The 12,099-nt window shown below is 33.3% G+C and carries 17 protein-coding genes; 5 read left to right on the top strand and 12 right to left on the bottom strand.

Translation table 11 applies throughout. From position 1 onward, the window contains the following. Positions 1–135 precede the first annotated feature (135 nt). The gene (locus H8718_RS03570) at positions 136–273 is read left to right on the top strand and encodes a hypothetical protein (protein ID WP_249331566.1); all 138 of its coding nucleotides are present in this window, start codon (positions 136–138) and stop codon (positions 271–273) included. 49 nt (positions 274–322) lie between these two features. On the opposite strand, the gene H8718_RS03565 is transcribed toward H8718_RS03570, so the two are convergent. The 3 genes from H8718_RS03565 to H8718_RS03555 all read right to left on the bottom strand — a co-directional run bounded on the left by H8718_RS03565 (position 323) and on the right by H8718_RS03555 (position 1,855). Further along, positions 323–874 carry a DUF4358 domain-containing protein gene (locus H8718_RS03565; protein WP_249331564.1) on the bottom strand — a complete coding sequence of 184 codons (552 nt, stop codon included), beginning with the start codon at positions 872–874 and terminating at the stop codon, positions 323–325. A 112-nt stretch (positions 875–986) separates the two neighbouring features. Beyond that, a complete protein-coding gene (locus H8718_RS03560; RefSeq protein WP_177670225.1) occupies positions 987–1,316 on the bottom strand; it encodes a hypothetical protein in 330 nt (109 codons plus the stop codon). 11 nt (positions 1,317–1,327) lie between these two features. Next, entirely contained in the window at positions 1,328–1,855 is a 528-nt protein-coding gene (locus tag H8718_RS03555; RefSeq protein ID WP_249331561.1) for a DUF1949 domain-containing protein, read from the bottom strand. A gap of 325 nt (positions 1,856–2,180) precedes the next feature. On the opposite strand from H8718_RS03555, the gene H8718_RS03550 reads away from it, so the two are divergent. Beyond that, positions 2,181–3,761: an extracellular solute-binding protein gene (locus H8718_RS03550; RefSeq protein ID WP_249331560.1), complete on the top strand. Its 1,581-nt coding sequence runs from the start codon at positions 2,181–2,183 to the stop codon at positions 3,759–3,761. A gap of 36 nt (positions 3,762–3,797) precedes the next feature. Here H8718_RS03550 and H8718_RS03545 read toward each other — a convergent pair whose 3' ends face one another. Beyond that, positions 3,798–4,235: a MarR family winged helix-turn-helix transcriptional regulator gene (locus H8718_RS03545; protein WP_177670231.1), complete on the bottom strand. Its 438-nt coding sequence runs from the start codon at positions 4,233–4,235 to the stop codon at positions 3,798–3,800. Further along, a complete protein-coding gene (locus tag H8718_RS03540) occupies positions 4,223–4,654 on the bottom strand; it encodes a hypothetical protein (protein ID WP_249331558.1) in 432 nt (143 codons plus the stop codon). Before H8718_RS03540 ends, H8718_RS03545 begins: the two co-directional genes overlap by 13 nt. 303 nt (positions 4,655–4,957) lie before the next feature. Between H8718_RS03540 and H8718_RS03535 the strand changes: the two genes are divergently transcribed. Next, the gene (locus H8718_RS03535) at positions 4,958–5,302 is read left to right on the top strand and encodes a hypothetical protein (protein WP_177670234.1); all 345 of its coding nucleotides are present in this window, start codon (positions 4,958–4,960) and stop codon (positions 5,300–5,302) included. A gap of 80 nt (positions 5,303–5,382) precedes the next feature. On the opposite strand, the gene H8718_RS03530 is transcribed toward H8718_RS03535, so the two are convergent. Then, on the bottom strand, positions 5,383–5,778 hold the full coding sequence (locus tag H8718_RS03530; protein WP_177670236.1) for an RrF2 family transcriptional regulator: 396 nt from the start codon (positions 5,776–5,778) through the stop codon (positions 5,383–5,385). A 135-nt stretch (positions 5,779–5,913) separates the two neighbouring features. On the opposite strand from H8718_RS03530, the gene H8718_RS21025 reads away from it, so the two are divergent. Beyond that, on the top strand, positions 5,914–6,090 hold the full coding sequence (locus tag H8718_RS21025) for a DUF454 family protein (protein ID WP_408646564.1): 177 nt from the start codon (positions 5,914–5,916) through the stop codon (positions 6,088–6,090). Between the two features lie 107 nt (positions 6,091–6,197). Further along, positions 6,198–6,632 (top strand): globin domain-containing protein, encoded by a 435-nt coding sequence (locus tag H8718_RS03525; RefSeq protein WP_177670240.1) that lies wholly within the window; start codon positions 6,198–6,200, stop codon positions 6,630–6,632. 40 nt (positions 6,633–6,672) lie between these two features. On the opposite strand, the gene prfA is transcribed toward H8718_RS03525, so the two are convergent. From prfA to ilvN, 6 genes are all read right to left on the bottom strand, one after another. Beyond that, entirely contained in the window at positions 6,673–7,746 is a 1,074-nt protein-coding gene (prfA, locus tag H8718_RS03520; protein ID WP_177670242.1) for a peptide chain release factor 1, read from the bottom strand. 19 nt (positions 7,747–7,765) lie between these two features. After that, positions 7,766–8,647: a peptide chain release factor N(5)-glutamine methyltransferase gene (gene prmC / locus H8718_RS03515; RefSeq protein ID WP_177670243.1), complete on the bottom strand. Its 882-nt coding sequence runs from the start codon at positions 8,645–8,647 to the stop codon at positions 7,766–7,768. Further along, positions 8,607–9,551, bottom strand: coding sequence for a DUF1385 domain-containing protein (locus H8718_RS03510; protein ID WP_177670245.1), 945 nt, complete (start codon positions 9,549–9,551; stop codon positions 8,607–8,609). Before H8718_RS03510 ends, prmC begins: the two co-directional genes overlap by 41 nt. A 77-nt stretch (positions 9,552–9,628) precedes the next feature. Continuing rightward, complete coding sequence (gene rpmE, locus H8718_RS03505; protein WP_177670247.1) at positions 9,629–9,829, bottom strand: 50S ribosomal protein L31; 201 nt, start codon at positions 9,827–9,829, stop codon at positions 9,629–9,631. Between the two features lie 106 nt (positions 9,830–9,935). Further along, on the bottom strand, positions 9,936–11,261 hold the full coding sequence (gene rho, locus H8718_RS03500; protein ID WP_249331557.1) for a transcription termination factor Rho: 1,326 nt from the start codon (positions 11,259–11,261) through the stop codon (positions 9,936–9,938). 200 nt (positions 11,262–11,461) lie between these two features. Next, entirely contained in the window at positions 11,462–11,950 is a 489-nt protein-coding gene (ilvN, locus tag H8718_RS03495) for an acetolactate synthase small subunit (protein ID WP_249331555.1), read from the bottom strand. Positions 11,951–12,099 lie beyond the last annotated feature (149 nt).

The raw sequence follows: 12,099 nt of genomic DNA, 5'->3' as shown, positions 1-12,099 counted from the left end.
TGACATATTCTTGTCAATTTGGATATTAATGGAAGACTGTATACTAACTGACTTTATTTATTTAGCATGACTTTTCGTAATCTCCATATACTATTTTTAAATCTTTCATTTTATAGCTTAGGAGTGAAGCAATCTATGAATAAAGCCCAAAAAACAGCGACAACAAATGCATGGTGTAACTGTGGTCAAACATCAGCTTCTACTGTTGATTATTCTGAAGGACGTGCCCCTGAAGAAATTCCAAAAGATGATAAACAAATAAAAAAATCCTAGTATACAAAAAGAGCAACTCATTTTTATGAGTTGCTCTTTTTGTATACTCTTATTCAGCTACATTGTTAAAGTTCTCTACAATCTTGTCTGCTTCTTCATTAATAACAAATAAGATTTTATTTCCTTTTTGAGCTGTTTGATAGTTTTGAACTAATTCATATTGTTCTGGAAGATAGCTCATCCATTGTTCTTCTAACCCTTTTTGTCTTTTTTCAATACCTTCCATAACTGCTTCGGCATCTTTTTCGTCATTTAACTCAAATACTGCAATTTCTGTTGCATGTACATTCATCATAGAAATACTTACATAATAATCTTTAAGTAAACTTGTATCTATTCCATAGGCATCTGCAAACATTTCCGGTAACATGGTAGTTTGACTTGGAAGCTCTATGCCCTCTGTAATAGTTTCTACTAAACCTGCTAATGCTGATGTTTCTGGCTCTACGATATCTTGCTCTGTTCCTTCTTCTGGTTTCTCTTCTGGCGTTACAACTCCTGTTTCTGGTGTTTCTGGTGTATTTGACTGTCCACATCCTACAAGACTTCCTGCCACTGCAAGTGTCATCATAATAGCTATAACTTTTTTATTTATTTTCATCTTTATACTCTCCTTATTATCAAAAGTTTTGATTTATATATCTTAGACGTAGCATTTTATGATAAAGTTCCTGTTTTATATTTGTTAAATTATGTAAGCTATTATTCTTATTTTAACTTTTCGTTACACCTACTACCCCTGCAATCAATTTAGTAAACTCATGCTTAATAGTAGTAAGAGAAATAAAGAATACTATAATCTTCTCTTCCTGATAAATGTACGCTACCCTACAAGAAAAAACTTTATCTAATGGAATTTTATATTCATAAATGGTCTTACCTTCATATTTATAGCCCTTTACTGTTTTAATTTTATAAGTTTTCTCTTTTATAATAGATAGAAGATTCTCCTGAATCTCATTTATAATCTTTTCTTCATACTTTCTATTACGTCTAAAAAACTTTTCTAATACACTATTATCTTCTATTATAATTTGTTTCATATTTTAATCTCCTAATAATACGTATAGAGTTCTATATTCTGTTCGTCTTTTACATATTCTTTTAATAAACTATATACACCTTCATTAAGAAGCATTTGTATACCTACTTCTTCTCTAAAATCTACATTTATAATTTCCCCTCCCTGCTCCTCTAGTAAACTCTTAATAGGCGTAAATAAGTTATAGGGGCATTTCAGAAATACTTTTTCTAATTCCTGTTCCTCTTCTTCTACTTCTTGTCTATAATTCGCTCTTGCCACACTACTTTCTCTCGAATCTAGTACATAAAGTCTTAACTTATTACTTCTTGGAAATTCCCTCTTTTCAATAATTTTAAGTAGCTTCTTAAGTTCTTCCTTAGATAGGTCATAAAAAACCTCTTCATGAAAGCCTTCTTCATAAAGGTTATAACCCTCTTCTAACTTTTCTATCACAATTTTTCTATTTTTCTTATAAGATCGTATATCTAAACAATTTAATGGTGCAATCTGTTCTAATCTTTTAAGTGTATCCCCAACAAAATTATCAATGGCTAACATATTCTCTTTCCTTTCACGCTTATTGATCTATCCCCTATTATAACTTTTTTCCCTTTTTCTTACTATACCATTCGTCATTATGCTACATTTTACTGTCTCTATCTCTATAATTTTAGTCGTATTTTTGTTGATTATAAACAAAAAATTAATTTTTTATATTTTTTTGTTCATAATCTCTTTAAAAATCAAAAATATATGTTATTATTTATATATATTAAATTTGATTCTGACATAAAGACATTTATTTCTAGTTAATTTATACATGTGTATCACTAGAATTTATCCGTTTTTATGACTTTATTACAAACAACCGGAGGGGACAGTTATGAGAAAATTCACTAAAGCTTTAACTTTAGCAACAGCTACAATGCTCTTAGTATCTTCTGTAACAGGATGTAGCACTGGAAACAAATCACAAGCAGCAGCAGGAGGAAACACTTCATCTTCAGGCGTAGAAGTTAACTTAACAGGTTATCCAATCGTTGAAGAGCCTATCCAATTAACAGCTTTCGCTTATGGCGAACCTGGAAATGGCGACTGGGATGACTATCCAGTATTTGCAGAACTTGCAGAAAAAACAAATGTTCAAGTAGACTTCGAAACAGTAAGTGGAGATGGTGCAACTGAAAAACTTAACTTAGTTCTTGCATCAAATAAACTTCCTGATATCTTCTTCTCAGGTTTAAGTTCTACTATGATTAATAAATATGCTGGAATGGGATTATTCCTTCCACTTAACGATCTTATTGATCAATATGCTCCAAATATCAAAGCGGTACTTGAAGAGCGCCCAGATATCAAAAACGCTATTACAATGCCAGACGGTAACATTTACTCTATTCCAGCTGTAAATGCAAATGCAGGTATCCCTACAACTCAGCTTTGCATTAACAAAACTTGGTTAGATAAATTAGGCTTAGAAGTACCAACAACAACAGATGAATTCTATGAAGTTTTAAAAGCTTTTAAAACACAAGATCCTAACGGAAATGGTAAGGCAGACGAAATTCCAATGACTTATGAACCAGTTCCTCCATATGATGTATGGAATGGTGATACAGGTTTCAGTGGTGCATTCGGTATTGTAACACTTACTGGAAGCATGATGCTTTCTGAAGATGAACAAGATCTTATCTACACACCTGTTCAAGAAGGTTACAAAGATTACATTAAATGGACAAGCAAACTTTATACAGAAGGTCTTCTTGACCCAGAACTTTTCACACAAGACCACAACCAATATATGGCTAAAAGAAGTTCTGACTACGTAGGTGCATACCTTACAAATGGACCATTAGAAGGTACAGACATTGAATGGATTGCAATCGAACCACTTAAAGGACCAAATGGTGATCAATTATGGTCTCAATTCGACTACGGTATTGATAAAAACAGAGCAATCATCTCTGCTACTTGCCAGTATCCAGAAGTTGCAATGCGTTACATTGACTCATTCTTTGAAAAAGAAAACTCTTTAAAACTTAAATACGGTAAACGTCTTCAAGAAAGAGAGGGCGGTAAATGGGAAATTATAGAACTTGAACCAGGCGTATCTAGCGAATGTCCAGGTCCATATGCTCCAACAATGGAAACAAAAGATATGGAAATGAACGACCTTGTTCAAACAGAATCTTCAATCAGAGCTAATGAACGTCTCGAAATGTACAAACCATTCTTAGCACCAGCTATTCCAAACATGAACTTAACTCCAGAAGAGTCTAAAGAATTATCAGCTCTTCAAACAGATTTACAAGACTATGTAAATCAAAATAAAGCAAAATGGACAACAGGTCAACAAAATGTAGATACTGATTGGGATAACTATGTGGCTACACTTAACAAAATGGGCTTAGAAAGATATATGGAAATTTACAACCAAGCTTATGATAGATTCTTAGGTAACTAAATCTAAAAAAGCTGTAGAGTGAACTCTACAGCTTTTTTATTGCATTTTATTAATAAGTATCTCTAGGGACTGTTTAATCTGATTTAATTCTTCCGATGTTAATTCCTTAAATACATTACAAAAACTATCATTCATAGCTTTCTTAAAGGAATAAGCAAATTCCTTTCCTTTATAGGATAAGGTAATATAAGTATTACGCTTATCCTTATCTTTCTTTGTCTTCTCTATATAGCCTGCTTCTTCTAATCTTTTAATAATACCTGATACTGTAGCTTTCGTTAAAGAAAGTTCACTGCACAGGCTTGTAAGTGTCATCTCTTTTTTATGAGCTAAGATCTTCACTACCATAACCTGTTGATTAGTTAATCCACTCATTCTCATTCCCAATCCTATATGATTATTCATAAGTGAATAAATCTCTTTAATCATCATAATAATTTGAAAGGACTCTGTTTCCCTTTTTATTGTTCCCATTTTAGCCAACCTCTAACAAATAGAATCCCTGCACTAAATAAAGCTGTCCCTAATCCTACATAAAAAGGTGCCCAATACATAGGCGGAATGAAACTCATAGAACGAATCACTACTCCTAAGGTCATCATACAAGCCATAATGACATAACCTTTTACATCAAAAAACGAAAAGACACATAGCTTTTCTTTTTCTTTATTTTTAATACGTTTTTCATGTTTATAGACCATCTTACTAAAAATACTAAAATAGAAAATTAAAAATACACTTACAGCCACTATAACAGAAATCATTTTATAGCCTTGTGCTGCTAATAAAACTTCATAACCTAGTTTCATCACCATCCCCCCCGCAAACATCCACACAATAGCTGCATATATTAATAATGTTTTCTTTGAACACCTAAATACGAATTTATCCATTTTACTCACTCCTATTAGTTCGTATACAAACTATTTTATAGATATATCCTATGACGATTATGTACTATTGTCAACTAGTAACTTCTAGAACTTTTGATGCAACTATTTATTCTTTCATATTTTCTAACTTACGAAAGATAACATATCCCCAATTAACCGATATAAAATCCTTATTGGTATAACCCATATTATACAATGCAACACTACATCCGCTGATCCTCTTTACTTATTATTCATATTATAACTCAGCTATGTTATACTAAGACATATAAAAACAGTTATAAAAAGATAGGAGAAATTGAAATGAAACCATCAAATTTCCACTTTAAAATAGGTAGTCATGATATAACTGGTGCATGGGCAATTATACTTGCTATCCTTATTGCTATTCCTGTCATTGCACTGGTAGGTGTTTTATTATCTGTTGTTTTTTCTATTATAGGCATTGCCATTACCTTTGCCTTAGGCGTTGCTGGCATTGCCATCATTATTAGTCTTATCACCTTACTTATTCCTAAAAAATGGCGTAATAAATTAGGTATTCATATTAACATTAATCGATCACCTAAAAAAAACTCAAAACCAACTACTACTCCTGATGGTAAACCTATCATTGATGTAGACTTTGAAGAAACTAAGAATTCTTAAAAACTTAAAAAGCTAGCATAGAGCCATGTTTTTCAAAAGGTAATGGCCTGTGCTAGCTTTTCTCACTTTATTTTCTTTTACTATAAAACATCTTCTAACGTATATTGATCAAATTCCTCTATAAATTTATTAAGAGATCTTTGGATAATACCTTTCAGTTTACAGCCACCTTGTACATGCTTGCAGATTTCACCTCTACTAAAGCATTCTGCCATATTTCCTGTCTCTTCTGTCATCCTAAGCACTTTTCCTAGATTAATCTCACAAGGTGATACTCCCAGCTTTAGGCCACCTGACCTACCTTTTATAGAAAGTACGTAGTCAGTTTTAGCAAGCTGATGTATAACCTTTTTCATATGGTGCTCTGATACATCTAAATAAGTTGCCAATTCCTCTACTGTACATAACTTATCTGTATGTCTAGCTAAATACACAAGTGCACGAAATGTATAATCGGTAAATTTAGATAGTTGCATAGTTGCAGCATCCTTTCCATTTAAACTTTAACTATTATAACACATTTTAAATGTATATTTTACTTGCACATTAAAGCAAAATATGTTAAATTAAATATGTAAAACATATACACATTTAACTTAGGGACTATAAATATGTTAAATGACTTAAAAAAATATACCTATCTCATATTAGGTTCCCTACTTTTATTTATAGGGATAGTAGGTACTTTCCTTCCCGTTATTCCAACAACACCCCTTATCGTTCTGGCCTGCTATCTCTATAGTAAAAGTTCAAATATAGCTTATGCTATTCCCCCTTTTGCTTACTAAATAACATGCTAATGCAACCTATTATAGGTTAATACTTTATACTTTATTATTTCTTTATTTTCTAAATTAAAATCATTCGTTCATTACTTTGTTAGGAGGATTTAACCATGTTAGATCAAAAAACAATTGAAGTTGTTAAAAGCACAGTTCCTGTATTGCAAGAAAAAGGTGTAGAAATTACAACTCATTTTTATAAAATTATGTTTGAAAATAATCCAGAAGTAAAAGCTATGTTTGATATGAGCAAACAAGAATCAGGTGCTCAACCAATGGCTTTAGCTATGACAGTATTAGCTGCTGCCCAAAATATTGACCGTTTAGAAACACTTCTTCCAGCGGTACAAAAAATCGGTGCAAGACACGTAGAACTTAATGTCAAACCTGAACACTACCCAATCGTAGGACAAAACTTATTACAAGCTCTTAAAGATGTATTAGGCGATGGTGCAACCGAAGAAGTTATGGAAGCATGGGGTAAAGCCTATAACATTATTGCAGATATCTTCATCAATGTTGAAAAAGATATCTATACTTCAAAATAATATCCACAAAAAAGATGCCTCTTCAGAAGAGGCATCTTTTTTATTCATTAGTTACTAATTTAAGTTTTTCAGTTTGATCTACTGTAGTAAGTGTTGAAATAATTTCCTCAATATCACCATCAAGGATTGAATCTAATCTATGAAGTGTAAGACCGATACGGTGGTCTGTTACACGTCCTTGTGGGAAGTTGTAAGTACGAATACGTTCACTACGATCACCAGTACCTACCTGACTTTTCTTTTCTGCTGCCATTTCAGCATGTTGTTTAGCTTGCTCCATATCATAAAGTCTAGCACGAAGTACTTTAAGTGCTTTTTCTTTATTTTTAAGCTGTGATTTTTCATCTTGGCAAGACACAACAAGACCAGTTGGAATGTGAGTAGCACGTACAGCTGAGTCAGTTGTATTTACACACTGTCCACCATTACCTGAAGCTCTAAATACGTCAATACGCACATCATTCATGTTAAGTTCAACGTCTACTTCTTCAGCCTCTGGAAGAACAGCTACAGTAACTGTTGATGTATGGATACGACCGCCTGATTCTGTTGAAGGAATACGTTGTACACGGTGTACACCACTTTCATATTTAAGTTTAGAGTAAACACCTTGCCCTTTAATCATAAAGATAACTTCTTTAAAACCACCAATTCCACTTTCGTTAACTTCCATAAGCTCTGTTTTCCATTTGCAACGTTCTGCATAACGGTTGTACATGCGGTAAAGGTCTGCAGCAAAGAGTGCAGCTTCATCTCCACCAGCGCCACCACGAATCTCCACGATAACGTTTTTCTCATCGTTAGGGTCTTTTGGAAGAAGTAAAAGTTTAATTTCATTCTCAAGTGGTTCTACACGTTTTTTATTCTCATTAAGTTCTTCTTTTACAAGCTCTCTAAAGTCATCATCTAACTTTTCTTCAAGCATCATAAGTGCATCATCAATTGCTGCAAGTGTATCTTTGTATTCGATATATTTTTCTACAATAGGTCTTAAATCACTATGCTCTTTCATAAGCTTTTGCCATCTCTCTTGATCGGCAATTACCATTGGATCACTAATCATTTCACCTATGTCTTCAAATTTTTGTACTAAATCGTCAAGCTGATCAAACATCCATTCACCTCATCATTATTTATAATTTCATGCCTATAACAACTCTGTCTTTTCCAGCTAAATCTTGTATAAGCTTAATGTTATAAAAACCTTCTTGCTTAAGAATGTTACATACATCTTCGCCTTGTAGATATCCTATTTCATAGGCTAATAAACCATTTTTCTTAAGGTACTTTTTACCTTCTTTAGTAATTTCACGATAAAACTTAAGGCCATCGCCTTCATCAGTTAGCGCTTTACGAGGCTCATGCTCTTTTACTTCTCCCATAAGCCCTTTACACTCGTCAAATGTAATATATGGCGGATTAGACACAATAAGATCTAGACTTTCTTCTTCTCCATCATAATCCTTAAAGACATCACTTTGCAAGAGGGTAATATGTTCCTCTAACTGATGCGCTTTTACGTTTTTCTTTGCTACTGCAAGTGCATTTTCACAAATATCTATCGCTGTTATGTTCAGCCCTTTTATGTAGTGCACAAGTGATACACTAATACATCCTGAACCTACGCCTACTTCTACTGCTTTTTCAACTCTATTTTGTTTGCTGTATTCTATAATTGTTTCTACCAACGTTTCTGTATCCTGTCTCGGAATAAGAACACGCTCATCTACATAAAATTCTAGTCCCATAAATTCTTGACTTTTTGTAATGTATTGAAGAGGTATCCCTTGAATACGTTTTGCAATCATATACATATAAGACTCTTTAATATGATCTGCAACTTCATCATTGCCATGAAGAATCAGTTCACTTGATGTACACTGCAACACATAAAGTGCAAGTAGCCTTGCATCAATAGCAGCATCCATCTTTTCATAGCTTTCAAGGACATTTCTACCCATTGCAATAAGCTGATTAACAGTTACATTTTTTGGCTGATCCTTCAGCATGCTCATTATCTAAAACTCCTTTTATCGCAGCAATAGCTACTTCTATTTGCTCATCATCTGGTTCAATTGTTGTAAATTCTCTTTGAAGCCACATACCTGGTTTACTTAAAAGCTCTGCAAGCTTGTTACTATCTGCTTTTCTAGCCCATCTAATAAATTCATAAGAAATACCTGCAACAACTGGTACCATTACAATACGGGTAACCATTCTAAGCCATACATTTTGTGTTGTAAATAAGCTAAATACTAGAATACTTACAATCATAACGACAAAAAGGAAACTTGTCCCGCAACTTTTATGAAGTCTTGTACATGACCTTACATTTTCTACTGTAAGCTCTTTTTCCTGTTCTAAACAGTTAATCGTTTTATGTTCTGCACCATGATATTGGAAAGTTCGCTGAATATCTTTCATACAAGTTACAAGTTTCATGTAACCTAAGAAAATAAAAATCCTAAGTGCACCTTCAACGAGGTTCAGTACAAAGGAAGAGTCAATAAAGTTCTTAAATAAAGTACTAATAAGCATTGGTAGAACCATAAAGATACCAATTGCTAATACAAAAGAAACACACATAGTTGCACCAATTAAAAACTTCTCAGCTTTATCTCCTAACTTCTCCATAAGCCATTTTTCAAACTTACTTTCTTCCACTTCTTCTTCGTCTCCAAAGATTTCTGCAGAATAACTTAGTGTTTTCACACCTAATGTTAAGGATTCTATAAATACTGCAATACCTCGTAAAATCGGTAATCTTAGCACTTTATAGCGGTCTAGGATACTCTTTGTGTCTTGTACATCTACTTCAATCTCACCATCTGGTTTTCTTACAGCTACGGCGTATAACTTTCTTCCCTTCATCATAACGCCTTCAATAACTGCTTGACCCCCTATATCTGTCCTTGCCATACTGCACCTCCTTAAATAAAATAATCTATAAATAAAAAAAGAGTTGAGACCATCCTCTCAACCCCTCTTGTTTACGATTATTGAACGTTGTATTTTCTGTTGAATTTGTCAATTCTACCTTTAGCTTGTGCAGCTCTTTGTTTACCTGTATAGAAAGGATGACAGTTTGAGCAAACCTCTACACGGATGTCAGATTTTGTTGAACGTGTTTTGATTACGTTACCACAGTTACAAACTACTTCTAATTCTTCATATTTTGGTTGGATTTCTTTATTCATGCTATTCACCTCTTTCATAGTACTTTCTATGTTAATTTATACGTTAACAATACTATTATGACAACGTTAGTATTATATCATGTCTTTTTTTAAATTGCAAGGTTTATTAATAATCGTTTTTCAGCATTTTTTCTGTAAAAATTTTGTTTGTTGGATACTTGATCATCTTATTAATAAGGTCCTCTATAACTTCTGCAGAATTACCACGACTCATCTCTCTTCGAATATTGTAAGCTACATTAGCCTCATCATTACTTAAAAGAAGATCATCTCTTCTTGTTCCAGACTTATAGATATCAATTGCTGGAAAGATCCTGCGTTCTGATAAGGTTCTATCTAATACAAGTTCCATATTGCCTGTTCCTTTGAATTCTTCAAAGATAACATCATCCATTTTACTTCCTGTTTCTACAAGTGCTGTCCCAAGAATGGTTAAACTTCCACCATTTTCTATCTTACGCGCTGCTCCAAAGAATTTTTTTGGCATATGAAGTGCAGCTGGATCCAGTCCACCTGATAAAGTCCTTCCACTTGGTGGAATAGTAAGGTTATACGCTCTTGCCATACGCGTAATACTATCTAACAGAATAACAAGGTCTTTTCCCTGTTCGACCATACGTTTTGCACGCTCTAGTACCATTTCCACTACTTGTTTATGGTGTTCTGGCGGCTCATCAAATGTAGAAGCAATAACTTGTACATCTTGTCCTTCTATACTTCTTCTAATATCGGTTACTTCTTCTGGCCTCTCATCTATAAGTACTACAATAAGAGAGACATCTTTATGATTGTGTGTGATAGCATTAGCAATATGCTTTAAGAGAATTGTTTTCCCTGCTTTAGGTGGTGCTACAATAAGCCCTCTTTGACCTTTTCCTATTGGGGCAATAATGTCAATGATACGCGTCGATAATACACTCTCATCATATTCTAAAGACAGTCTTTGATTTGGAAATACTGGCGTAAGCGTTTCAAAGTTAGGACGGTATTTAGCCTTTTCTGGTCTGTCACCGTTTACTTTATGCACATAGAGTAAGGCTCCTGCTTTCTCTCCCTCTTTAGGTCTACGCATATCCCCTTCAATCCAGTCGCCTGTTTTAAGATTAAAACGTCGAATCTGTGAAATTGATAGATAAATGTCATCATCACCGCGCATAAAATTACGTGCACGTAAAAAACCATAGCCGTCTGGCATAATTTCCAAAATGCCGGCGCCTACCATACGGTCTTGTCTACTGATTTTGATTTCTTCTTCATCTTCTATTAAATTTTCCACTTCAATAGGTTCTGGGATGATTTCAGATTGGATTTCCTGAGATGGGGTAAGTGCTTCAATGAGTTCAGCTTTCTTAAGCTTACTAATATTCTTAAGGCCTTTTTCTTTTGCAAGTTCTCTTAACTGAGCTAATGTCATGTCTTGAATTGTATCCATTCAAACTAGCTCCTTTTAATTCTATAGTATTTTTAATTAGTGTAGCATATTTATGCGTTTATTTACAAGGATATTTTTACCATATCTTCCTTTTAAAACATTTTATAGATTTCTTTTATCTCTTCCTATTAAAAGTGACATTGTCTTAGAAAATGTCGCCAAATTCCTTCAATAATATTCTTCTTAATAAAAAAACTTCTTTATATATGCTGATTACCCCTTTGAAGTGCAATTACACCAGTACGCACACTTTCAACAATCTCAAAAGGTCTTACTACATCTATAAAAGCATCTATCATATCTTTACTGTTACAGATTTCGAATACAATAACCTCTGTATCAATATCAATGACTTTTACACTATATATCTCAGTAAGTTCTTTAATCTTATTGCATAATTCAGGTTTTAGAGTCACTTTAACAAGGGCAAGTTCACGAATAATATCTTGCTTGCTATCAAGTACCTCAACTTTTTTAATATCAATAAGTTTCTCTACCTGTTTTTGAATTTGATAGAGAGAATTTTCATCTTCTGTTACAGAAATAGTAATTCTAGAAATATTTTTTTCATGTGTCTCCTCTCCTGTAAAACTATTTAAATTAAATCCTCTTCTTGTGAATAAACCCGCAATACGCGCAACAACACCATAGTTATTCTCAACCAATACGGAAAGTATAGTATTTTTCATGGAGCATCTCCTTTTCCAATTTTCATTTAGAATATTATAACATAGTATGCATTTTTTATTCTATTCATTTTATTTCTATAAATTCATTATTCCTTACTCTCCTCCCTACAATAGCTTGTTCACACCAATTTCTTTTGGCCTATACATAA

The sequence above is a fragment of the Zhenhengia yiwuensis genome (genome assembly GCF_014384995.1).
GTDB lineage: Bacteria > Bacillota > Clostridia > Lachnospirales > Cellulosilyticaceae > Zhenhengia > Zhenhengia yiwuensis.
Note: the sequence above shows the minus strand (reverse complement) of the source record. Positions and strands in the feature narration are given on the sequence as shown.